This window comes from Streptomyces sp. NPDC046727 (assembly GCF_040645635.1).
GTDB lineage: Bacteria > Actinomycetota > Actinomycetes > Streptomycetales > Streptomycetaceae > Streptomyces.
In genome coordinates this window covers 47,183-69,537 of the sequence record NZ_JBEYYR010000018.1, presented here as the reverse complement: position 1 = coordinate 69,537, position 22,355 = coordinate 47,183, and the positions used below count along the sequence as shown (strand labels likewise).

General features: G+C 73.1%; 18 protein-coding genes. 13 read left to right on the top strand and 5 right to left on the bottom strand.

Annotation, left to right across the window (positions count from 1 at the left end; genetic code table 11):
* Positions 1 to 1,259, bottom strand: a 1,259-nt coding sequence (locus ABZ937_RS22835) for an MFS transporter (RefSeq protein ID WP_361694602.1), incomplete at its 3' end; no start/stop codon positions are given.
* 47 nt (positions 1,260 to 1,306) lie between these two features.
* On the opposite strand from ABZ937_RS22835, the gene ABZ937_RS22830 reads away from it, so the two are divergent.
* Both ABZ937_RS22830 and ABZ937_RS22825 read left to right on the top strand, forming a co-directional pair.
* The gene (locus ABZ937_RS22830) at positions 1,307 to 2,716 is read left to right on the top strand and encodes a PLP-dependent aminotransferase family protein (protein ID WP_361694600.1); all 1,410 of its coding nucleotides are present in this window, start codon (positions 1,307 to 1,309) and stop codon (positions 2,714 to 2,716) included.
* Between the two features lie 114 nt (positions 2,717 to 2,830).
* Positions 2,831 to 4,417: an FAD-dependent monooxygenase gene (locus ABZ937_RS22825; RefSeq protein WP_361694598.1), complete on the top strand. Its 1,587-nt coding sequence runs from the start codon at positions 2,831 to 2,833 to the stop codon at positions 4,415 to 4,417.
* Between the two features lie 12 nt (positions 4,418 to 4,429).
* On the opposite strand, the gene ABZ937_RS22820 is transcribed toward ABZ937_RS22825, so the two are convergent.
* The gene (locus ABZ937_RS22820; protein ID WP_361694596.1) at positions 4,430 to 5,728 is read right to left on the bottom strand and encodes a helix-turn-helix domain-containing protein; all 1,299 of its coding nucleotides are present in this window, start codon (positions 5,726 to 5,728) and stop codon (positions 4,430 to 4,432) included.
* Between the two features lie 164 nt (positions 5,729 to 5,892).
* On the opposite strand from ABZ937_RS22820, the gene ABZ937_RS22815 reads away from it, so the two are divergent.
* The 4 genes from ABZ937_RS22815 (at position 5,893) to ABZ937_RS22800 (ending at position 10,769) form a co-directional block, all read left to right on the top strand.
* Positions 5,893 to 6,819 carry a proline dehydrogenase family protein gene (locus ABZ937_RS22815; RefSeq protein ID WP_361694594.1) on the top strand — a complete coding sequence of 309 codons (927 nt, stop codon included), beginning with the start codon at positions 5,893 to 5,895 and terminating at the stop codon, positions 6,817 to 6,819.
* Positions 6,820 to 6,858: 39 nt separating this feature from the next.
* A complete protein-coding gene (gene pruA / locus ABZ937_RS22810) occupies positions 6,859 to 8,490 on the top strand; it encodes an L-glutamate gamma-semialdehyde dehydrogenase (RefSeq protein ID WP_361694592.1) in 1,632 nt (543 codons plus the stop codon).
* Between the two features lie 637 nt (positions 8,491 to 9,127).
* On the top strand, positions 9,128 to 10,153 hold the full coding sequence (locus ABZ937_RS22805; RefSeq protein ID WP_361694590.1) for a cytochrome P450: 1,026 nt from the start codon (positions 9,128 to 9,130) through the stop codon (positions 10,151 to 10,153).
* A 76-nt stretch (positions 10,154 to 10,229) separates the two neighbouring features.
* The gene (locus ABZ937_RS22800; RefSeq protein WP_361694589.1) at positions 10,230 to 10,769 is read left to right on the top strand and encodes a GNAT family N-acetyltransferase; all 540 of its coding nucleotides are present in this window, start codon (positions 10,230 to 10,232) and stop codon (positions 10,767 to 10,769) included.
* A 22-nt stretch (positions 10,770 to 10,791) separates the two neighbouring features.
* Here ABZ937_RS22800 and ABZ937_RS22795 read toward each other — a convergent pair whose 3' ends face one another.
* The gene (locus tag ABZ937_RS22795) at positions 10,792 to 11,784 is read right to left on the bottom strand and encodes an NADP-dependent oxidoreductase (RefSeq protein WP_361694587.1); all 993 of its coding nucleotides are present in this window, start codon (positions 11,782 to 11,784) and stop codon (positions 10,792 to 10,794) included.
* A gap of 103 nt (positions 11,785 to 11,887) precedes the next feature.
* On the opposite strand from ABZ937_RS22795, the gene ABZ937_RS22790 reads away from it, so the two are divergent.
* Positions 11,888 to 12,793, top strand: coding sequence for a LysR family transcriptional regulator (locus ABZ937_RS22790; protein WP_361694585.1), 906 nt, complete (start codon positions 11,888 to 11,890; stop codon positions 12,791 to 12,793).
* A 219-nt stretch (positions 12,794 to 13,012) separates the two neighbouring features.
* Positions 13,013 to 13,144: a hypothetical protein gene (locus ABZ937_RS22785; protein ID WP_103782913.1), complete on the top strand. Its 132-nt coding sequence runs from the start codon at positions 13,013 to 13,015 to the stop codon at positions 13,142 to 13,144.
* A 48-nt stretch (positions 13,145 to 13,192) separates the two neighbouring features.
* Here ABZ937_RS22785 and ABZ937_RS22780 read toward each other — a convergent pair whose 3' ends face one another.
* Positions 13,193 to 14,764, bottom strand: coding sequence for a metallophosphoesterase family protein (locus tag ABZ937_RS22780; RefSeq protein ID WP_361694583.1), 1,572 nt, complete (start codon positions 14,762 to 14,764; stop codon positions 13,193 to 13,195).
* 143 nt (positions 14,765 to 14,907) lie between these two features.
* On the opposite strand from ABZ937_RS22780, the gene ABZ937_RS22775 reads away from it, so the two are divergent.
* The gene (locus ABZ937_RS22775) at positions 14,908 to 15,951 is read left to right on the top strand and encodes a 3-isopropylmalate dehydrogenase (protein WP_361694581.1); all 1,044 of its coding nucleotides are present in this window, start codon (positions 14,908 to 14,910) and stop codon (positions 15,949 to 15,951) included.
* Between the two features lie 237 nt (positions 15,952 to 16,188).
* Positions 16,189 to 17,277 carry a branched-chain amino acid aminotransferase gene (locus ABZ937_RS22770; RefSeq protein WP_361694579.1) on the top strand — a complete coding sequence of 363 codons (1,089 nt, stop codon included), beginning with the start codon at positions 16,189 to 16,191 and terminating at the stop codon, positions 17,275 to 17,277.
* 4 nt (positions 17,278 to 17,281) lie between these two features.
* On the opposite strand, the gene ABZ937_RS22765 is transcribed toward ABZ937_RS22770, so the two are convergent.
* Positions 17,282 to 18,733: a cytosine permease gene (locus tag ABZ937_RS22765; RefSeq protein ID WP_361694577.1), complete on the bottom strand. Its 1,452-nt coding sequence runs from the start codon at positions 18,731 to 18,733 to the stop codon at positions 17,282 to 17,284.
* A gap of 144 nt (positions 18,734 to 18,877) precedes the next feature.
* On the opposite strand from ABZ937_RS22765, the gene ureA reads away from it, so the two are divergent.
* The 3 genes from ureA to ABZ937_RS22750 are packed head-to-tail and all read left to right on the top strand — an operon-like array spanning position 18,878 to position 22,343.
* Complete coding sequence (gene ureA / locus ABZ937_RS22760; RefSeq protein ID WP_361694575.1) at positions 18,878 to 19,573, top strand: urease subunit gamma; 696 nt, start codon at positions 18,878 to 18,880, stop codon at positions 19,571 to 19,573.
* Positions 19,570 to 21,291 (top strand): urease subunit alpha, encoded by a 1,722-nt coding sequence (locus ABZ937_RS22755; RefSeq protein ID WP_361694573.1) that lies wholly within the window; start codon positions 19,570 to 19,572, stop codon positions 21,289 to 21,291. The genes ureA and ABZ937_RS22755 overlap by 4 nt, the downstream gene beginning before the upstream one ends.
* A gap of 11 nt (positions 21,292 to 21,302) precedes the next feature.
* Positions 21,303 to 22,343, top strand: coding sequence for an agmatine deiminase family protein (locus tag ABZ937_RS22750; RefSeq protein ID WP_361694571.1), 1,041 nt, complete (start codon positions 21,303 to 21,305; stop codon positions 22,341 to 22,343).
* The last annotated feature ends 12 nt before the right edge of the window (positions 22,344 to 22,355 follow it).

The window sequence follows — 22,355 nt, the reverse complement described above, 5'->3', positions numbered from 1 at the left end:
TTGGCCGTCCTGCCTTGGCTTGCGGTCGGTTGGCTCCGTGCCGCCGTCGTCCCGTTTTCGCCTGGGGCTGGTTCGTTCCGCGCCGTGGCCGTCCCGTTTTCGCCTGGGGTCGGTTGGTTCGGCGCCTTGGCCGTCCTGCCTTGGCTTGCGGTCGGTTGGCTCCGTGCCGCCGTCGTCCCGTTTTCGCCTGGGGCTGGTTCGTTCCGCGCCGTGGCCGTCCCGCTTCCGCCTGGGGCCGGTTGGTTCGGCGCCGTGGCCGTCCCGCTTTCGCCCGGGGCCGGTTGGCTCGACGCCGTGGCCGTCCCGCCTTCGCCCGGGGCCGATTGGCTCCGGGCCGTGGCCGTCCCGCTTCCGCCCGGGGCCGGTTGGCCCGGCGCCTTGGCCGTCTCGCCTTGGCCTGCGGTCGCCTGGCTCCGCGCCGTCGTCCCGTTTTCGCCTGGGGCCGATTGGCTCGGCTCCATGGCCGCCTCGCCTTGGCCTGGGGTCGGTTGGCTCCGGGCCGTGGCCGTCCCGCTTTCGCCCGCAGTCGGTTCGTTCCGCGCCACCGCCGTCCCGCCTTCCCCCGCGGCCGGTCCGTTCCGCGTCGGCGGTGCCGACCCGCCCTCTCCCGTGGCCCGTTCGTTCCGCGCCGTAGGTGCCGCCCCGCCCTCTCCCGCGGCCACTTCGCCCCGCACCCCCGGTACCGACGGAATCCCCGCCAGGGCCGCCAGGCCCGCCGCGACGGTGACCGGGCCGTAGCTCACGTGGTCGGTCAGCCAGATACCGAGGGGCAGGGCGACGAGGGACGGGACGCCGCCGACCACGCCGACGAGCGCGAGCCCCTCGCCCCTGCGCTCCGGCGGGATCAGTGACACGGTCAGGGCGCCGCCCGCGACGACCGTGAGCGCGAAGCCCAGCCCGCGTACCAGGCACATCGCGACGGTCCAGGCCAGGCCAGCAGAGGCGGGCAGCGCCAGGGCGGGCGCGCCGAGGAGGAGCAGCCCGGCCATGAGCGGCCCCCGGTGGCCGTGGCGGGCCACGACCCCGGGTGCGAGCAGTTCACCGAGCACCGTGGACAGCATCAGCGCGCCGGTGGCGAGGCCCGCGGCGCCGCGCCCGCCGGCCGTACCGGCCTGCGCGGGCACCGTCGACAGCAGCAGGTAGAAGCTCACCGACGCGCCGACCATGCTCACGAACCGCAGCAGCAGCGCGCGGCTCAGCAGCGGCGGCCGGGCTCTCGAACCGGCCTGCCCCGCACGGGAGTTCGCGGAAGTCGTCATGCCGGCGACGCTAGGCGGCGACCGGACCGCCGGTAAGCTCCAATTCCATGCCTGTGCAGTGGGCCGGTCTGTCCCCCGAGTTGCTGCTGACCGTCGATCGCGGAAGCGGCGAGCAACTGCGCGTCCAGCTGGAACGGCAGCTGCGCGACGCGATCCGCACCGGCCGGCTGCGGCCGGACGAGCGGCTGCCCTCCTCCCGTGAACTCGCCCGGGGCCTTCGCCTGTCCCGCGGCCTGGTCCAGGACTGCTACGCCCAGCTGCAGGCCGAGGGGTACCTGGTCACCCGCGTCGGCTCGGCCACCCGCGTGGCCCCCCGCGCGCCCGCCGCAGACCCCGCGCGCACCGCCGATACGCCGCCGCCCGCCGGCCCGCCCCTGATCGCCGACTTCCGGTACGGCGTGCCCGACCTGGCCTCCTTCCCGCGCGCCGACTGGCTGTGGGCGGTCCGGGAAGCCGCCCGGACCATGCCGACCGCGGACCTCGACTACGGCGACCCGCGCGGCAGCCGGGCGCTGCGCGAGATCGTCGCCGCCTATCTGCGCCGGGTCCGCGCGGCTGCCGCCGACCCCGCGCACACGCTCGCCGTCTCGGGCTATGCGCAGGGCCTCGGCCTCACCCTGCAGGCCCTGGCCCGCGCCGGGGTGCGTACTGTCGCCCACGAGGACCCCGGCGCGCCGGCCACCGTGACGGCCGCCGCCCGCGCGGCGGGCCTGACCCCGGTCCCGGTCCCGGTCGACGCGGACGGACTCGACGTACGGGCCCTGGCGGCGACCGGAGCCGGAGCGGTGGTGGTCACCCCGGCCCACCAGTGGCCCACGGGCGTGGTGCTGGCACCGGACCGCCGCCGTGCCCTCGCGGAGTGGGCGGCGCGCCGGGGCGGCTATGTCATCGAGGACGACTACGACGCCGAGTTCCGCTACGACAGGGAGCCGGTCGGCGCGCTCCAGGGCCTCGCCCCGGACCGGGTGATCTCGATCGGCACGGTCAGCAAGTCCCTCGCCCCCGCCCTGCGCATCGGCTGGCTGCTCAGCCCGCCCTCGCTGACCGCGCCGCTGGCCGAGCTGAAGCGGATCGCCGACCGCGGCACGCCCACCCTCGACCAGCTGGCCCTCGCCCTGCTGATCGAGTCCGGCCGCTACGACCGCCATCTGCGCCGGATGCGCACCCGGTACGCGGCCCGCCGCACGGCCCTGCGCACCGCCCTCACCGAGCACGCCCCGGCGGTACGGCTGACCGGGCTCGCGGCGGGGTTCCACGCCGTGGCGCAGCTGCCCGGCGGGGCGGACGAGGCCGCCGTGATCGCTGCCGCGCGCGCCCGCCGCGTCGGGCTCCACGGCATGAGCGCCTGCCGGGCCGTACCCGCCCCGGGGCCGGCCCGGCTGGTCCTGGGCTTCGGCGATCTGCCCGAGCGGACGATCGCGGAGGGCATCGCGGCGGTGGGGGACCTGCTCGGGTAGCCGGTCCGGTCCGGCGCGGCGAGGGCGTCCGGCGCGGGCCGCCGCGCGGTTTGCGGCCGGTCGCCGGGCGCGGAAGAGTGATCCCATGGACCGGACCTCGCTCACGGAACCCCGGTGGAGACGTCCGTAGCGGACGCCGGGGCACCGGTGCTGATCGTCGGCGGCGGGCCGGTCGGGCTCACCGCCCGGGCGCTGCTGGCCCGCTGGGGCGTGCCGGCGCTGCTGGTCGAGAAGCACCGGGAGCTGTCCCCCTTCCCGCGCTCCCGCCTGGTCAACGTCCGCTCGATGGAGATCTGCCGCGGGCTCGGACTCGCCGACCGGATCACCGCCCGCGCGTTCGCCCCGGAGTGGGGCCGGGTCCGCTTCCGCGACACCCTGCACGGCCCCGACTTCGCCACCGCGGCGATGGTCGGGGTCCACGCGCCGGTGCCCGAGAGCCCCGTGACCGGCGTGGTCACCTCGCAGGACCGGCTGGAGCCCACGCTGCTCGGCGCGGCGCGGGCACCCGTGCGGTTCGGGACCGAACTCGTCGGCCTGACCGAGGAGCCGGACGCCGTCGTGGCCCGGCTCGCCGACCACGGCAGCGGTGCCGAGACGCGCGTCCGGGCCCGCTACGTCCTCGCCGCCGACGGCGCGAACTCCACGGTCCGGCAGCTGCTGGGCATCGGCACCACCGGGCCGGGCGCGCTGGGCGGCTTCACCACCGTCGTGTTCGACGCGGACCTCGGCCGCTGGTGCGCCCGGCAGCCCGCCGGGGTCTACTTCACCGCGCACGGCTCCTTCGCCCCGCTCTACCCCGAAGGCGGCTGGGCCTGGTTCGGGCCCACGCCCGAGAACGCCGCGGACGCCGAGGACACCGACTGGTCCGGCATCGTCGCACGCGCCCTCGGCCCCGGCGCCGGCGTACGCGCCGACGTGCTGCGCGTCCAGCACTGGGTGATGAACGCGTTCGTCGCGGACCGCCTCCGGCACGGCCGGGTCCTGCTGGCCGGCGATGCCGCGCACGCGGTCCCGATCATCGGCGGCCTCGGCATGAACGCGGGGCTCGCCGATGTGCACAACCTGTGCTGGAAACTGGCGGGGGCGCTGCACGGCTGGGCGGACCCGGGCCTGCTGGAGACCTACGAGCCGGAACGCCGGCCCGTCGCCCATGCCACGCTCCGTCAGGCGGTGGCCAACACCCGGCTCATGGGGCGCGTGCTGGCCCGGCGCCGTGACCAGCTCAGGACCGGCGAGGCGGCCCCGGCGTCGGTCGAAGCCCCGTGGTCCGAGCGGTACTTCGCGCAACTCGGCCTCGTCCTCGGCGTCACCTACCGCTCCGCCGCCGTCCTCACCGACGCGAGCCCGGGCCCGGAGCCAGGCACCGGCACGGACTACGTCCCCACCGCCGACCCGGGCCGCCGTGTGCCGCACCTCTGGCTCGGCCCCGGCCGCTCGACGCTCGACACCTGCGGCGAGTGGTTCACCCTGCTCACCCCGGACCCCGACCGCTGGGCGCGGCACGCCGACACCCCCTGGCCGCTGCGCGTCGAAGCCCTCTCGGGGGAGCACGCCGACGCCTGTGGCCTCGGCCCGCACGGAGCGCTGCTCGTCCGCCCGGACGGCCACATCGGGGCCCGCTGGCCCGACCGCCCGGCGGACGGCACCACGCTCCGCCGGGCCCTCGGTGCGATCACCGGCCCGGCGCCCGCCGCACCCTGATCCGCGAGGCCGTCACAGCCGCGCCCGCTTCAGCGCCATGTGCAGCAGCAGCCGGTCCTCCCCGTCGTCCAGGTCCAGCCCGGTCAGCTGCTCCACGCGGGACAGGCGGTAGTAGAGCGTCTGCCGGTGGATGCCCAGCTCGGACGCGGTACGGCCGGCCTGGCCGGCGCGGTCGAGATAGACCTCGGCGGTGCGGGCCAGCTCCCGGTGGGCGGGGGAGAGGAGCGGGCCGACCACCCGGTCGTGCGCGGCCTCCGGCGGCAGCGCGGTCAGCAGCCGGTACGCCCCGATCCGCGCCCACCGGGCGACCGGCCCGAACCGCGGCTCGGCCAGCGCGGCGCGCGCGGCGTCGAACGCCTCCTGCCACACGGTGCCCAGCTCGGCGAGGCCCGTGCGGGGCTCCCCGACGCCGGCGGCGTATCCGGCGGCCCTGGCGGCGAGTCCGGCCGCCCCGTCGGCCCGGGCCGCCGCGGCAGCCGCCGCCCGTGCCCCGGCGCCCCGGGCCGCCACCCCCCGCGACTCCTCGGCCTCCTTGAGGAGCCGCGTGGCGGCGGCCACCGCCGGGGCCGTCACGTCCGGGGTGCGCAGCCGTACCAGCACCGCCAGACTCAGGCCCGACGCCCCCCACGGCAGCGTGCACAGGGCCGTGGCGTGCGGGATCGCGCGCGGTGACGGCGCGTCGTCCGGGTCGGGCGACGGCCAGGGCGCGACGCAGACCAGGGTGTGCGGGCCGTCCGCGCGGGGCCCCAGGGCGGTGCGCAGGTCGGCCACCGCCATGTCCCGCTGCCAGCCGCGTTCCGCGGTGAGCACCGCCCGCAGCTCCCGGCTCAGCCCCGCCCCGGCCTCCGCCTCGTCCGCGAGCAGCGCGCCGATCCGGCCCGCGACCCGCATGGCGGCGGCCAGCTGGGAGTCCGTCGGCCCCGGCTCGCCCTCCAGCAGCCAGACGTAGCCGAGGACGACACCGCGATGGCGTACGGGCAGGCAGATCCGGCCTCGGTAGACGCCGGCCTCGGGGCTCGCCGGGATCCGCACCGGTCCGGTGGCGCGCGTGATGCCGAAGCCCTCGAACCAGGCCCGGACCTTCGCCGTGGAGCGCCGGGTCAGGATCGAGCGGGTGCGCACCGGGTCCAGCGCGGAGGCATCCAGCTCGTCCTCGCTGTCGTACGCACCGAAGGCGATCAGCTCGAAGTCACGGTTCTCCAGGGTCGCCGGAACGCCCAGCAGCTCCGAGATCTCGTCCACCAGCTCCTGGTAGTCACCCATGCCTTTGAAGGATCCAGAATCGGCCGCCACCCGGGCATTCTCCCCCATTCCCAGGCCGCCTTCATACATCTGTCTGAGATCCCGTGCACGGATGCGTGACAGCTGTCGATGGCCGAGCATCGGAGAGATCCTTAGGTTTCACGGTGGTTCTCCGTGCCGTACCCGAACATCCGGGTTTCGGCCTACTTCTGGTCTTGTTGTGGAGGTGCCCCGTGCTGGGTCCCGTGATTCTCGCCGCGTCGCGCAGCGACCGGATGCGACGCCTGATCTCGGCGGCCCCGGTGACCAAGCAGGTCGTCGACCGCTTCATCCCCGGCGAGACCGTGGCCGACATCGTCCCGATCATCAAGGACCTGACGGCCAAGGGCCTGGAGCTGACGATGGACGTCGTCGGCGAGGACATCACCACCCCCGAGCAGGCCACCCACGCCCGCGACGCCTACCTGGCGCTGATCGACCACCTCAAGGAGCTGGAGCTCGGCGAGCGGGTCGAGATGTCGGTCAAGCTGTCGATGTTCGGCCAGGCGCTGGACGGCGGCCACGAGCTGGCGCTCGCCAACGTCCGCCCGGTCGTCGAGGCCGCCGCCGCCATCGGTACGACCGTGACGCTGGACGCCGAGGACCACACCACCCTCGACTCGATATTCGCCATCCACGAGGAGCTGCGGAAGGACTTCCCGCAGACCGGCTGCGTCATCCAGGCCTACCTCTTCCGCACCGAGGCCGACGCCCGGCGCCTCGCGGAGTCCGGCAGCCGCGTCCGCCTGGTCAAGGGCGCCTACAAGGAGCCTGCCGAGGTCGCCTACCAGCAGAAGCACGAGATCGACAAGGCCTACGTGCGCATCCTGAAGACGCTGATGGAGGGCGAGGGCTACCCGATGATCGGGTCCCACGACCCGCGCCTGATAGCCATCGCACAGGAGCTGGCCCACAAGGCCGGTCGTAAGCTCGACGAGTACGAGTTCCAGATGCTCTACGGCATCCGCGGCGAGGAGCACCTGCGGCTGGCCGCCGAGGGCCACCGCATGCGCGTCTACACCGCCTACGGCACCGACTGGTACGGCTACTTCATGCGCCGTCTCGCGGAGAAGCCGGCGAACCTGCGCTTCTTCCTCCGGTCGATGGTCAGCAAGGGCTGAACCCGAACACCCGCTCAAGATCAAGGAGTTACGGATCTCATGGACGCTGTGACCCAGGTCCCCACCCCCGTCAACGAGCCGGTGCACGGCTACGCCCCCGGCTCGCCCGAGCGCGCCCGGCTGGAGGTCAAGCTCAAGGAGCTGGCCGAGAACCCGATCGACCTGCCGATGACCATCGGCGGCGAGCGGCGGATGGGCGGCGGCGAGACCATCCAGGTGGTCCAGCCGCACAACCACAAGGCCGTCATCGGCACCCTGCGCAACGCCACGCAGGCGGACGCCCAGGACGCCATCGACGCGGCCCTGGCCGCCGCGCCGGCCTGGCGCGCGATGTCCTTCGACGACCGCGCCGCGATCATCCTGCGCGCCGCCGAGCTGCTGGCCGGCCCCTGGCGCGAGACGATCGCCGCCTCCACCATGCTGGGCCAGTCCAAGACCGCCCAGCAGGCCGAGATCGACACCCCCTGCGAGCTGGTCGACTTCTGGCGCTTCAACGTCCACTACGCCCGCCAGATCCTGGCCGAGCAGCCCCCGGCGAACTCCCCGGGCGTGTGGAACCGCCTGGACCACCGCCCGCTGGAGGGCTTCGTCTACGCGATCACGCCGTTCAACTTCAGCGCCATCGCGGGCAACCTGCCCACCGCGCCCGCGCTGATGGGCAACGTCGTGGTGTGGAAGCCGTCCCCGACCCAGACCCACGCCGCCGTGCTGCTCATGCAGCTGCTGGAGGAGGCCGGTCTGCCCAAGGGCGTCATCAACCTCGTCACCGGCGACGGCATCGAGGTCTCCAAGGTCGCCCTCGAGCACCGCGACCTCGCCGGCATCCACTTCACCGGTTCGACCAAGACCTTCCAGTACCTGTGGAAGACGGTCGGCACCAACATCGAGAAGTACCGCTCCTACCCGCGCCTGGTCGGCGAGACCGGCGGCAAGGACTTCCTGGTCGCCCACCCCAGCGCCGACCGCGCCGTCCTGAAGACCGCCCTGACCCGCGGTGCCTTCGAGTACCAGGGCCAGAAGTGCAGCGCCACCTCCCGCGCCTACATCCCGGCCTCCATCTGGAACTCGGGCTTCAAGGAGGAGTTCGCGGCCGAGGTCGACTACCTGACCATGGGTGACGTCACCGACCTGTCGAACTTCATCGGCGCCGTGATCGACGACCGTGCCTTCGCCAAGAACAAGGCCGCGATCGACCGCGCCAAGCAGGACCCGACCTGCACGATCGTCGCGGGCGGCACGTACGACGACTCGGTCGGCTACTTCGTCCGCCCGACCGTCATCGTCTCCACCGACCCGGAGAACGAGATCTTCCGCACCGAGTACTTCGGTCCGGTCCTCGGCGTGTACGTCTACGAGGACGACAAGTACGACGAGATGCTGGAGCAGATGGAGTCGGTCTCCGACTACGCCCTGACCGGCTCGGTCATCTCCAACGACCGCGCCGCGGCGGCGTACACGATGGAGAAGCTGCGCTACGCGGCCGGCAACTTCTACATCAACGACAAGTCGACCGGCGCCGTCGTCGGCCAGCAGCCCTTCGGCGGCGGCCGTGCCTCCGGTACCAACGACAAGGCCGGCGCCCCGCAGAACCTGCTGCGCTGGACCCTGACCCGCGCCATCAAGGAGACGCTGGTCGCGCCGACCGACTACGCGTACCCGCACATGGGCTGACCCTCAGCCCCCCGAGCGACGGGCCGGGAAGCCTGACATCCGAGCAGGCTTCCCGGCCCGTTTCCAATTCAACCGTATGTCCATACCTGCGGCTTACCCTCCGAATGTGGCATATGTGGCAACATGGAACGCGTGGCATTTGGTGCTGGCGGGAACTTCTTTGCCGAAAGTCCTCGGCTGGGAGTGCCAGACAGGCGAGAGGGGTACGTCATGATCGCCAAGCTGCTCGGCAAGCTGTCCTTCACCCGCCACTACGGTGCGTACGGGGAACACGACTGGACCGCGTAAGCCGGCGACGACTGGGCCTGACCGCATTACCGGCGAGCGCCCCCGGGCGCCCGCCGGCTCCCGGGACGATCTCATGGGCCGAACGAACGAGCCGCCACGGCTGCCCGAAGGCAGCTTCGCGGCCTGGAGCCGCGACCGGCTGGCAGTGGCGCGCCGTGGCGCCGAGGAGTGCGGGGACGTCTGGCAGCTGGAGCCGGGTGTCTACGTAGCCGCTGCGGCCGGGCCGTGTGAAGCGGTCCTGCGCAGCGCTCAGGACTTCCCCAAGGTGCCCTCGCCTCTCTTCCCGCCGTTGAAGCGGTCGAGCAGAGCACCGACACCTGAGGAGCGTGCACACGCTCACGCCGCCCGCATGCGCGGACTACGCGCCCAGGCGGTCGCGGCCCGGATCGGCGAGATCGCGCCCGGGGCCGCTCGATTCGCCGATCAGTGGCCCACGGGCCAGGACATCGAGATTCTGCCCCCGGTCCGGCACGCCCTGGCAGAGATCGGCGTGCGCTACCTCTTCTCCGAGGACGCTCCCACCCTGCTGCCCCTCGCCGCACAGCTCTTCCTGGCCCGGGAGGTGCTCGTACGCCCCACGCGCTGGGTATGGCCGCACTGGATCCCCACACCGGCACGGCGGTTCCGCACACGGCAGCAAGTCGCCTTCACCGACGCTTTGCGGCCCATCGTCCACCGGCGCCGTTCATCGGGCCGGCTCGGGGACGACATGCTGGGACAGATACTCCGGCCCTCCTCCCGCTACGGCCTGCTGCCGGAAGAGGCCGTCCTCGACACCCTCCCCGGCATCACCGTCGCCACCTTCGAGACGCCTACCCGGGCAGCCGGCTGGATCCTGCTCCACCTGGCCCGGTACCCCGAGGCAGCGGGCCGCGTCGCGGCCGAAGCCGCCTTGCTTCCCGCGGACCCGGCCGCGACGACCAGTGCCCACCTCGACAGCCTGCGATACACCCAGGCAGTGGTACGCGAGGTGCTCCGACTGCACCCCCCGAGCTGGTTGCTGACCCGGCGCGCCACGCGACAGACCCAGCTCGCCGACTACACCATCGACGCCGGGTCCACCGTGCTCGTCTGCCTCTACACCGCCCACCGCGACGCACGGGAACACTCCGAGCCGGACCGGTTCCGGCCCGAGCGCTGGCTCGATGACTCGGACTCGTCGGCGGAACCCGGGGTCTTCCTCCCCTTCGGTACCGGGCCGCACGGCTGCGAGGGAGCCGCTCTGGCCATGGCGATGCTGACGCTCCTGACCGCGCAGACCGCCCGCTGCTACCACTTGAGCGAACCGCCCGGACCGGAACCCGCCTACCAGGTCGCCACCTTCGGAGGTCTCGCCACTGTCGGCCTGCGCCTGCGTGCCACCTTGCGCAGCTGAGAGCACTCGGTACGACGGCGTGGGCGGAGGACCCGAAGGGCTTCCGGGAGGCGCTCGGGCTGGGGATGCTTGGTCCGTGACCCTTCCCCTGCGCACCGCCCACACCGCCGACCTCGACCTCGCCGACCTCCGTGCCGCCCGCGCCCTCCTCGACGAGGCGTTCGACGGGGGCTTCGGTGACGAGGACTGGGACCACGGCCTCGGTGGCATGCACGCCCTCGTCCACGACGATGCCGGGCTCGCCGCGCACGGCTCGGTCGTGATGCGGCGGATACGGCACCGGGGGCGCTGGCTGCGCACCGGATACGTGGAGGCCGTCGCCGTACGGGCCGATCTGCGCCGGACCGGGCTCGGTGGGCGGGTGATGGGGGCCCTGGAGCGGATCGTCGACCGGGCCTACGACCTCGGCGCGCTCTCCGCGAGCGAGGACGGTGCCCCGCTGTACACGGCCCGCGGCTGGCAGCAGTGGAGCGGGCAGGTGTGCGCCCTCTCGCCGGACGGGATCGTCCGGCTCCCGGAGGAGGAAGGGGGCGTGTACATCAGGCCCGCGCTCGCCGGACCCCCGGACCCGGCACATGCGCTCGTCCTCGACTGGCGTGACGGGCACGTCGCCTGACGGTATGTCACCTGCCGGTGTGTCACGCCTTGCGGATCAGGATCTTCCCCGTGTTGCCGCCCCGCAGCATCAGCAGGAACGCCTCCACGATCAGCTCGAACCCGTCGACCACCGTCTCGTCCGGCGCGAGCGCCCCGCTGCGCAGATGCGGTACGGCGAAGTCGTACAGCTCCTCCTGCGCGTCCCGGTGGCCGCTCACCAGGAAGCCCTCGATGCACAGGCTCTTCTCCACGACATCCGCGTGGTCGAAGATGACCGGCGGCGCGTCCGGGGTGTTGTACTGGCTGATCGTGCCGATCCGCACCACCCGGCCCCGCTCCCGCAGCGCGCCGATCGCCGCGCCGAGGTGGTCGCCGCCGACGTTGTCGACGAACAGGTCGATGCCGTCGGGGGCGGCCGCGGTGAGGAGTTCGGCGACCGGGGCGGAGTGGTAGTCGAAGGCCGCGTCGTAACCGACCTGCTCCGTCAGGTACTTCACCTTCTCCGGTGAGCCCGCGCTGCCGATCAGCCGGCCCGCGCCCAGCAGCCGGGCGAAGCGGCCGGTGGCCGTGCCGACCCCGCCCGCCGCGCCGGAGACGAACACGTCGTCGCCCTCGCGCAGCCCGGCGATCCGAGTGAGGCCGACGTAGGCGGTCAGGCCCGTGCCGCCCAGCACGCCGAGGTACGCCGACAGCGGCACGCCCGCGTGGTGGGGGAGTCGTCTGACCTCCTCGGGGTGGACCACGGAGTGCGTGCGCCAGCCCTGCCGGTGGAAGACGATCTCGCCCTCGGGGAGCGCCGGGGTGCGGGAGGCGACGACCCGGCCCAGGGTGCGGCCCTCCAGCGGGGCGTTCAACTCGAAGTCGCCGTCCATCATTTCGCGGTGGTAGGGGTCCACGGACCAGTACAGGTTCTCCAGCAGGGCCGTACCCGGGGCCGGTTCGGGGACGGGGGACTCGACGAAGCGGAAGTGGCTGGCAGTCGGGAAGCCGGTCGGGCGGGCGGTCTGCTGCACGGTGAGCGCGGTCTCGGTCATGACAGGGGACCGTAGGAAGGAATGCCGGGGCCGGGCAGAGGGTTGCGCTCATGGAACGCGGTGATCCATGAGCCGCCCTCATAGACGCAGGCGGGAGCCCCCGGTGACAGCAACTGACCTTGCCCCGCAGGAGCTGAGGATCCTGGTCGCCGTGGCCGACGAGGGCGGCTTCTCGGCGGCGGCCGCCCGGCTCGGGGCCACTCAGTCCGCCGTGTCCCACGCCGTGCGCGGCATCGAGCGCAAGCTGGGCGTCGTCCTCTTCGAGCGCGGCCGGTTCGGTGCCCGGCCGACACCCGCCGGGGAGCGGGCGGCGGCCCATGCGCGGCGCGTGCTGCGGATGCTCCAGGCGCTGGCCGCCGACGCCCGGGGCGCGGGCACCGGCGAGGCCACCGGAGCGCTGCGTGTCGCCGCCTTCCGCAGCGCGGCCCTGTATCTGCTGCCGCCCGTCCTGGAGCGGCTCGCGCTACGGCACCCGGGCATCGAGGTGAGCGTCACCGTCGTACGGGAGCTGGGCCCCGGCACCGCGGGCGAGGTCGCCGAGGGGCGGGCCGACCTCGGCATCGCCACCCTCGGCGGCGGCTCGCCGCTGCCCGCCGGGCTGGTCGGCGACGTGCTGCTGGAGGAGCCGTACTCCCTGGTCCACCCGGCCGGACACCCGGCCCCGCGCTCCCTCCCGCTGGTCGACTGGACGGAGAACTGCGGCTCCTACACCCGTGACTGGTGGGCCGCCCAGGACTGGATCCCGGCCGCGACCGTCCGCGCCGAGGACGACGGGGCGGTGCTGTCGATGGTGGGCAGCGGTCTCGGCATGGCGGTCATGCCCGCGCTCTCCCTCACCGGGGCCCCGCCCTCCGTGGCCGTCACCGACCTCGGACCGCAGCGGCCGCACCGTTCCGTCGGCTACGTCACCACCCCGGAACTGGCCGCGACATCCGCCGTTCGGGCGCTCGTCCGGGAGCTGCGCTCCCTCCACCCGCGTACGGCGAAAGCGCAGGTCACGGCGGTGTGACTGAGTCCACCGTCTCAGATAGTAGGAAGTCCGAGTAATTGTGGAGACAGGCGCGGCCCGCTCCCTTAACTTTGTAGGAGCCGAACGTCTCGCTCGACCAAGCGAATGGCGGTCGTGAGCCGGGCCCCGTGCAGGCAACCCCTGCGGCACCGCTCCCCGCCCTCCGGCGTCTCGTAACCCCCCTTGCCGCACTCCGGTTTGCCGAAGGAGTCGATTTCCATGGCCGAGACGACCGTCCGCCGCCGAGTCCGCCACGTGTCCCGCACGAGCGAGTCCGACCGCAAGAACGCCGCCGCCGCCCTCCAGCGCGCCCTGGACCGCCGGGACAACGGCGGCGCGACCGGCCACTGAGCCGGACCACCGACCGGGAGCCGCACTCCCCCGGGGTGCGGCGCGGCCTCACCCGCCGCGCCGCACCTCGAAGTGGTCGATCCGCCGCCCGTCCTGGGCCAGCGCCGACACCGCGAGCCGTGGTGACGCGCCCGCCCGCACCTCCACCGAGAGCAGCGAGAAGCCGGTGTAGCGGACCCGGGACCACTCGGCCGTCTCCGGCGCGCGGTCCCCGCCCTTCGTCCAGGCGAAGGTCTTCACCGCCTCGTGCCGGGTGACGTGCCCCTCGTAGCTGTCCGCGACGCCCGACGGGAAGCCGTACAGATCCCGGCCGCCGCCACCCGCCGTGACGTACACGGTGCCGTCCCGGGCGGGGTCGGTGGAGCCGCCGACGGGCACCGCCCGGCCGACCTTCCCGGACCTGATCGCGTCCGTGCGCTCGTACACGTGGTTGTGCCCGTTGATCACCAGGTCCACCCGGTGCTTCGCGAACAGCGGCAGCCACTCCCGGCGCACACCCCCGTCCGAGGCGTGCTGCGAGGTGGAGTAGGCGCAGTGGTGGAAGAAGACCACCACGAAGTCGACGCCGTCGGCGGCGCGCAGCCGGCGCAGCGTCCGGTCCAGCCAGGCCGTCTGCCGGCCGCCGCTGTGCCCGAGGTTGGCGGTGATCTCGTACGACACGTCGTTGGCGTCCAGCGCGACGAAGCCCGCGTTGCCGTAGGTGAACGCGTACGCGCCCGGCGTGCCGTGCGGGTCGAAGCCGGTCTCCGGCAGGGAGAACCGGGCCAGCTGGCCGCCGTAGCCGTCCGGCGAGTACCAGGCCTCCATGTCGTGGTTGCCGGTCGTCACCATCCACGGCACGGACCTCGCGACCGGCTCGTTCTGCTTCAGGAACAGGTCCCAGAAGGCAGGGTCGTAGCCGTCCGACGGCCGGCCCGTGCCGTTCGCGTCCGCGTAGCAGATGTCGCCGGCGTGCAGATGGAAGGCGGGCTTCTGGCGCAGCATCAGATCGTCGCTGGCGTGCGCGGCCCGGCCCACGCCCTGGTCGCCGAAGGCCGTGAACACGAACCGCTCCGGACGCGCGGGCGCCGTGCGGAAGGAGGCGGTGGCCGCGCGGTGCGCGGCGGCGGCGGGGTCCCAGCCGTCGTGCCCGACGCCGTAGTAGTACGTCGTGCCGGGCGTGAGCCCGTCCACGGCCGCGTGCACGTAGTACTGCTCCAGCGCGGGCCGCACCCCCGCCACCCCGGGCGTGTGCAGCGGGCGCACCTCGGCCGCGACGCGCCGCCCGAGGTCGTCGGGGCGCAGACCGACGCGCACGTACGGCCGCCGTACCGCGAACGGCACCTGCCAGGAGATCCGCATCTGCGTCCGGGGATCGGCGCCGAAGGCGAGATGCCGGCCGAACGGGCGGACCACCGAGCCCGGCGCCCGCGAGGTGGCGGAGGCGGGCGCCCGCGAGCCGGTCGCGCCCGGCCGTGCGTCGGACGCGGTCCCGCAGCCGGTCAGCAGACCGCCCGCCACCGCGCCCGCCGTCACCAGCGTGCGCCGGCGCACCATGCGACTGCGCAGGTACTCGTACTGCTCGGCCATGCTCAGCCGCTCGGCGAGCGGGCGCGGAATGCCGACGTCAGGGGTCTCCATACGGGGGAACCTTCCACGGAGGCCCAACACCCTTGCCACGTACGGGTGAACGCCAGCCGACGGGAGGACACCCCAGACCCGTCCGGGTGTCCGTATCGCGGACAGGGTGTGTCATCCCATGGGACGAGGAGTAGGGTGCCCGCATGTCTCGCAGCATCAATCTCGCAGTGATCCCCGGTGACGGCATCGGCCAGGAGGTCGTGGCCGAAGGCCTCAAGGTCCTCTCCGCCGTCCTCCCGCAGGATGTGAAGCTGGAGACCAAGGAGTACGACTTCGGCGCCAGGCGCTACCACGCCACCGGTGAGACCCTCACCGAGGCCGACCTGGAGCAGCTCAAGCAGCACGACGCCATCCTGCTCGGCGCGATCGGCGACCCGTCGGTGCCGTCCGGCGTCCTGGAGCGCGGCTTCCTGCTCAAGCTCCGCTTCGCCTTCGACCACCACGTCAACCTGCGCCCGTCGAAGCTGCTCCCGGGTGTCGCCACCCCGCTCGCCGGCCAGCCGGAGATCGACTTCGTCGTCGTCCGCGAGGGCACCGAGGGCCCCTACACCGGCAACGGCGGCACGATCCGCAAGGGCACCGAGCACGAGGTCGCCACCGAGGTGTCCGTGAACACGGCCTTCGGTGTCGAGCGCGTCGTCCGTGACGCCTTCGCCCGTGCCCAGGCCCGCCCGCGCAAGAGGCTCACGCTGGTCCACAAGAACAACGTGCTGGCCTTCGCCGGGCACCTGTGGACGAACGTCTTCAACAAGGTGGCCCAGGAGTTCCCCGAGGTCACCACCGACTACATCCACGTGGACGCGGCGACGATCTACCTCGTCACCGACCCCGGCCGCTTCGACGTCATCGTCACCGACAACCTCTTCGGCGACATCATCACCGACCTCGCCGCGGCCGTCTCCGGCGGCATCGGCGTGGCCGCCTCCGGGAACATCAACCCCAGCCGCGAGTTCCCGTCCATGTTCGAGCCGGTCCACGGCTCGGCCCCGGACATCGCCGGCCAGGGCAAGGCCGACCCCACCGCCACCGTCCTGTCCGTCGCCCTGCTGCTGCGCCACCTCGGCTACGACACCGAGGCCGACCGCATCGACGCGGCGGTCGCCGCCGACCTCACCGAGCGGGCCGGACAGCCCGCCCGGAGCACCTCCCGGATCGGCGACGCGCTCGCCGTACGCGTAGCCGGCTGACCCGCCGCGCTCCACCCAGCCGCCGGGTCGCAACCGCACCCGGCGGCTTTTCCTGTGCTTCGCCGGGTGCCACCATCAACCCTGGGCCGCTTCACCCCGTTTCCTTCCCTCGCAGCCCCGCGCGCGATAATCGAACGCGGAGCCGCGATATGAGGGAATGCTCGGACGTCCTAGCACCGACGACCGGCAGTACAGGCGTGAGCGCGGCTCGTCACTACAACCGGTGAAGGACAACACATGACGACGCCCACGATCGAGCTCAAGCCCTCCGCCAGCCCGCTCGCTGCCAGCGAGCGGGAGGCGATCCTGGCCAACCCCGGGTTCGGCCGCCACTTCACCGACCACATGGTGACGATCAAGTGGACCGAGGGCCGCGGCTGGCACGACGCCCAGCTCGTCCCGTACGGCCCGATCTCGATCGACCCCTCCACCCACGTCCTGCACTACGGCCAGGAGATCTTCGAGGGCCTGAAGGCCTACCGCCAGCCCGACGGCTCGATCGCGCTGTTCCGCCCCGAGGCCAACGCCCGCCGGTTCCGCAACTCCGCCCGCCGCATGGCCATGGCCGAGCTGCCCGAGGAGCTGTTCATCGCGGCGCTGGACGCGCTGCTCGCCCAGGACGCCGACTGGGTCCCGCCGCACGGCGGCGAGGCGTCCCTGTACCTGCGGCCGTTCATGTTCGCGACCGAGGCCGCGCTCGGCGTGCACCCGGCGAACGAGTACCTGTTCATGCTGATCGCCTCCCCGTCCGGCGCCTACTTCGCCGGCGGCGTGAAGCCGGTCACCATCTGGGTCGCCGAGGACCACGTCCGCGCCGTCCCGGGCGGCACCGGCGACGCCAAGACCGGCGGCAACTACGCCGCCTCCCTGCTCCCGCAGGCCGAGGCCGCCGCGCACGGCTGCGACCAGGTCGTCTACCTCGACGCGGTCACCCGCACCAAGGTCGAGGAGAGCGGCAGCATGAACGTCGCCTTCGTCTACGGCGACCGGATCGTCACCCCGTCGCTCACCGGCTCCATCCTGGAGGGCATCACCCGCGACTCCCTCCTCCAGGTCGCCCGCGACCTCGGCTACACCGCCGAGGAGGGCACGGTCACCCTCCAGCAGTGGCGCGAGGACGCCGCGTCCGGTGCGCTGACCGAGGTCTTCGCCTGCGGCACCGCCGCGGTGGTCACGCCCATCGGCCACGTCAAGACCAAGACGGACGGCTGGTCCCACGGCGACGGCACGCCGGGGCCGGTCACCCTGCGGCTGCGGGAGGCTCTGCTGAGCGTCCAGCGGGGGATGACCGAGGACAAGCACGGCTGGATGCACCGGGTCGGCTGACGGCTCAGCGGGAACTGCGTGACAGGCCGTCGATCGCCTGCGGGTCCGTCGGGGCTTGTCGCGCAGTTCCCCGCGCCCCCTCGGCGAGCGTCAGCAGCAGGTACACCGCCCCGCCGACCGCCCCCGACAGCAGGAAGCTGCAATCCACGCCGCCCGTCAGGCGCAGCAGCGGGCCCTCGTACGACGGCAGGGACACCGCCAGCAGGCCGGTCAGGGCGCCGGCCGCCCAGGCGACGGTGGCCCGCACGTTCCAGCCCGCCCGGTACCAGTAGATCCCGCCCCGCGAGCGGCGGTTGAAGACCTGGAGGGCGTCGGGGTCGTACACCCCGCGACAGCGGGCGAAGCCGATGAGGGTGATGACCGCCCACGGCGTGCCGATGGCGGTGAGCAGCAGGACGAAGGACGTCATCGCCGACTGCGCGTTCCAGGCGTAGTGGCCGGCGAAGACGCAGGCCGTGGCCACGACGGCGACCGTGTGGGTGGCGCGGGCGCGGGAGGCGCGGGGCAGGATCGCGTCCAGGTCCAGGCCCATGGAGTACAGCATCAGGCCCGCGTTGCCGACCGAGCCGGCCGAGGCCGACAGGAGCAGCGGGACCAGGTACCAGGTGGGGGAGGCGGACACCAGCGGGCCCGCGTAGTCGGTGGCCGCGCGGGCCGCGTACGCCGTGAAGGTGCCGAACAGCTGGGGGACCAGCAGGCCGAGGATCAGGCCGAGCCAGGTGGCGTGCAGCACGCGGCGCGAGGAGTGGCGGGCCGGCGAGATGTAGCGGGTGTAGTCGCCGAGCAGCGTGATGAAGGCGATGGGGCCGGACAGGCCTGCCGCCACCGCCGCCAGGAACCAGGTGGGCCAGAACGAGCCCAGCAGACAGCCGCCCGCCTCCGGCAGCGCGCCGGTGGTGAAGTGCGGGGCGTAGGCGAGGACGCCGAGGAGCAGCAGGGCCGTCATGCCGATGGCCAGCACCCGGGACATGGCGAGCAGCACCCGGTAGCCGTAGACCGCGCCCGCGACGGTCGCCGCGGCGAGCACCGCGTAGACGAGGGCGTACGACACCCCGTCCGCCGGCACCCCGAAGAGCCGGCCGAGGACCATCAGCATCACGTCCCCGCCGATCCACACCGTCAGCGCGGTGTAGCCGAGGGCGAGCAGCAGTCCGACGACCGAGCCGACCAGCCGGCCCCGCACGCCGAACTGGGCGCCGGAGGAGGTGGACAGGTTGGTCGCGGTGCGCAGGGAGACCAGCGCCAGCGGGGCCGTGAAGAGCGTGCCGATCACCGTGCCGGCCACGATCGCGCTCACCGACGCCCACCAGCCGAGCCCGAAGGACGGCGGCAGCCAGCCGAAGATGATCACCCCGAGGCAGAGGTTGGAGCCGAGCAGGATCGACACGAGGTCACGCGGACCACTGGTCCGTTCCTCGTCGGGGATGGTGTCGACGCCGCGCTGTTCGATCGGCATGGCTGGTCTCCTTCGACGGCCGCCATTGGTTTAGAGCGACGTTCAATGTGACGCGAAGCTTTGCCCCCGGTCAATGCTTCTGTTTCATGAATTCTGTGTTTAGAGTGATGCTCTAACGTGTGGAAGGCAAGGAGGTGCCGCGTCGTGAGACTGACCCCCACGGAACGTGACCGGCTGCTGCTCTTCGGAGCCGCCGAGCTGGCCCGGGCCCGCCGGGCCCGCGGCCTGAGGCTGAACGTGCCGGAGGCCACCGCGCTGATCGCGGACACCGTCTGCGAGGCCGCACGGGACGGCAGGCGGCTCGCCGAGGCCATCGAGGCGGCCCGGTCCGTGCTCGGTCCCGAGGACGTGCTGCCGGGCGTCGCCGACGTCGTCACCGAGGTGATGGTCGAGGCCGTCTTCGACGACGGCTCCCGGCTCGCGGTCGTCTCCGACCCGATCGGCGCCGGCTCGGGCGCGGAGGGCCCCGGCGCACTGCTGCCGGGCCCTGAGCACCCCGAGCCCGAGCCGGCGCTCCGGCTCACGGTCACCAACACCGCGACCGTGCCGGTCTCCGTCACCTCCCACTTCCACTTCTTCGAGGCCAACCCGCGGCTGGACTTCGTACGCGAGCGGGCCTACGGCATGCGGCTCGCCGTGCCCGCCGGGTCCTCCGTGCGGTTCGGGCCGCAGGAGAGCGCCGAGGTCGGACTGGTCCCGATCGGCGGCGACCGGATCGCGATCGGTTTCGCCGGCCTGGTCGACGGGCCGCTGGACGCGCCCGGAGCCAGGGAAGAGGCGCTGCGCAGGGCAGCGGCCTGCGGATACCTGGGAGTCCCCAGCGAGGAGGTCAACCGATGAGCCGACCCGGAGGGCACCCCGCCGAAGCCCGCCGTCTCACCCCCTACGAGTACGCCGCCACCCACGGCCCCCGCGCCGGCGACCGCGTCCGCCTCGGCGACTCCGGGCTGACCGTCCGCGTCGAGTCCGACGCCCAGAAGTACGGCGACGAGTTCCTGGCCGGATTCGGCAAGACCGCCCGCGACGGACTGCACCTGAAGGCCGCCGCCGTCCGCGAGACCTGTGACGTCGTGATCAGCAACGTTCTCGTGATCGACGCGGTGCAGGGGATCAGGAAGGTCTCCATCGGCATCCGGGAAGGCCGCATCAGCGCCATCGGGCGGGCCGGCAACCCGGACACCCTCGACGGCGTGGACGTCGTCGTCGGCACGGGTACCTCGATCGTCTCCGGCGAGGGGCTCATCGCCACCGCCGGCGCAGTGGACACCCACGTCCACCTGCTGTCGCCGCGCATCATGGAGGCGTCCCTCGCCTCCGGCGTGACCACCGTCATCGGGCAGGAGTTCGGCCCGGTGTGGGGCGTCGGCGTCAACTCGCCCTGGGCGCTGCGCCACGCCTTCAACGCCTTCGACGCCTGGCCGGTCAACATCGGCTTCCTGGGCCGCGGCTCGTCCTCGCACGGCGCCCCGCTCATCGAGGCCCTCGCCGAGGGCGGCGCCTCCGGCTTCAAGGTGCACGAGGACATGGGCGCCCACACCCGCGCGCTGGACACCGCGCTCAGGGTCGCCGAGGAGCACGACGTCCAGGTAGCCCTGCACAGCGACGGCCTGAACGAGTGCCTGTCCGTCGAGGACACCCTGAAGGTGCTGGAGGGCCGCACCATCCACGCCTTCCACATCGAGGGCTGCGGCGGCGGACACGTGCCCAACGTGCTGAAGATGGCCGGCGTCCCGAACGTCATCGGCTCCTCCACCAACCCCACCCTGCCCTTCGGCCGGGACGCGGTCGCCGAGCACTACGGCATGATCGTCTCCGTCCACGACCTGAAGACCGACCTGCCCGGCGACGCGGCCATGGCCCGCGACCGGATCCGGGCCGGCACCATGGGCGCCGAGGACGTGCTGCACGACCTGGGCGCGATCGGCATCACCTCGTCCGACGCCCAGGGCATGGGCCGGGCCGGCGAGACGGTCCGCCGTACGTTCGCCATGGCCGGCAAGATGAAGGCCGAGCTGGGCCCGCTGGACGGCGACGGCGAGGGCGACGACAACGCCCGCGTCCTGCGCTACATGGCCAAGCTGACCATCAACCCCGCCATCGCGCACGGACTCGCGCACGAGGTCGGCTCGATCGAGGCCGGCAAGCTCGCCGACATCGTGCTGTGGCGCCCGGAGTACTTCGGCGCCAAGCCGCAGCTCGTCCTCAAGGCCGGCTTCCCGGCGTACGGCGTGACCGGCGACCCCAACGCGGCCACGGACACCTGCGAACCCCTCGTGCTGGGACCGCAGTTCGGCGCGCACGGCGCCACGCCCGCCGACATCTCGGTCGCGTTCGTCGCCCAGGCCGCCCTGGACCAGGGGGGCGACCGGATGCCCACCCGGCGCCGCAGGGTCGCCGTACGCGGCACCCGCGGCATCGGCCCGGCCGACCTGCGGCTGAACGCCCGGATCGGAGCGGTCGACGTCGACCGGCGCAGCGGTCTGGTCACCCTCGACGGCGAACCGCTGCGCTCGGAGCCCGCCGAGTCCGTCTCCCTCAACCGCCTCTACTTCCTCTAAGGACCCGCGACATGACCACGCCCGCCGCCGACGGCTTCCGCATGCCCGCCGAGTGGACCCCGCACGAGCGGACCTGGATGGCCTGGCCCAGCCCCAACCCCACCTTCGAGGACCCGGACGACCTCCGCCTCTCCCGTGTCGCCTGGGCCTCGGTCGCCCGCGCGATCCGCCGCTTCGAACCGGTGACGGTCGTGTGCGGTCCCGGCCAGTCCGCCGAGGCCCAGGCGCTCCTCGGCCCCGGCATCGACACCGTCGAGCGCGAGCTGGACGACGCCTGGATGCGGGACATCGGCCCCACCTTCCTCACCGACGGCAAGGGCGCCCTGGCCGCCGTCGACTGGACGTTCAACGGCTGGGGCGCCCAGGACTGGGCCCGCTGGGAGCACGACTCCAAGATCGGCGCTTACGTGTCCGACCTCGCGGGCGCGAAGACGTACGCCTCGAAGCTGGTCAACGAGGGCGGCGCGATCCACGTCGACGGCGAGGGCACCGTCCTGCTCACCGAGACCGTGCAGCTCGGCCCCGAGCGCAACCCGCACTGGTCCAAGGCGGAGGTCGAGGCCGAGATCCACGCCCACCTCGGCACCAGCAAGGCGATCTGGCTGCCGCGCGGCCTCACCGGCGACTACCCTCCCTACGGCTTCGGCACCCTCGGCCACGTCGACATCGTCGCCGCCTTCGCCCGCCCCGGCGTGGTCGTCGCCCACCACCAGCCGGACCCGGCCCACCCCGACCACGAGGTCACCAAGGAGGTCATCGGCCTCCTGAAGTCGGCGACCGACGCGCGAGGCCGCGGCCTGGAGGTCGTGGACGTGCCCGCCCCGACCGTCCTGGAGGCCGACGGCCACTGGGCCGACTACTCCTACATCAACCACTACCTCTGCAACGGCGGGGTCGTGCTGTGCGGCTTCGACGACCCGCGCGACGAGATCGCCGCGGGCATCTTCCGCCGGCTGTTCCCGGAGCGGACCGTGACCCTGGTGGACGCGCGTACGATCTTCGCAGGCGGAGGCGGTATCCACTGCATCACGCAACAGCAGCCGAAGGTCTGACACGTACAGGAG

Excerpts from the sequence above, each read along its gene's own strand:
- ABZ937_RS22830 (WP_361694600.1), top strand. The coding sequence starts at position 1,307 with ATGCCTGTGCAGTGGGCCGGTCTGTCCCCCGAGTTGCTGCTGACCGTC.
- ABZ937_RS22820 (WP_361694596.1), bottom strand. The coding sequence starts at position 5,728 with ATGGGGGAGAATGCCCGGGTGGCGGCCGATTCTGGATCCTTCAAAGGC.
- pruA (WP_361694592.1), top strand. The coding sequence starts at position 6,859 with ATGGACGCTGTGACCCAGGTCCCCACCCCCGTCAACGAGCCGGTGCAC.
- ABZ937_RS22805 (WP_361694590.1), top strand. The coding sequence starts at position 9,128 with ATGCGCGGACTACGCGCCCAGGCGGTCGCGGCCCGGATCGGCGAGATC.
- ABZ937_RS22795 (WP_361694587.1), bottom strand. The coding sequence starts at position 11,784 with ATGACCGAGACCGCGCTCACCGTGCAGCAGACCGCCCGCCCGACCGGC.
- ABZ937_RS22785 (WP_103782913.1), top strand. The coding sequence starts at position 13,013 with ATGGCCGAGACGACCGTCCGCCGCCGAGTCCGCCACGTGTCCCGCACG.
- ABZ937_RS22780 (WP_361694583.1), bottom strand. The coding sequence starts at position 14,764 with ATGGAGACCCCTGACGTCGGCATTCCGCGCCCGCTCGCCGAGCGGCTG.
- ABZ937_RS22775 (WP_361694581.1), top strand. The coding sequence starts at position 14,908 with ATGTCTCGCAGCATCAATCTCGCAGTGATCCCCGGTGACGGCATCGGC.
- ABZ937_RS22770 (WP_361694579.1), top strand. The coding sequence starts at position 16,189 with ATGACGACGCCCACGATCGAGCTCAAGCCCTCCGCCAGCCCGCTCGCT.
- ABZ937_RS22765 (WP_361694577.1), bottom strand. The coding sequence starts at position 18,733 with ATGCCGATCGAACAGCGCGGCGTCGACACCATCCCCGACGAGGAACGG.
- ABZ937_RS22755 (WP_361694573.1), top strand. The coding sequence starts at position 19,570 with ATGAGCCGACCCGGAGGGCACCCCGCCGAAGCCCGCCGTCTCACCCCC.
- ABZ937_RS22750 (WP_361694571.1), top strand. The coding sequence starts at position 21,303 with ATGACCACGCCCGCCGCCGACGGCTTCCGCATGCCCGCCGAGTGGACC.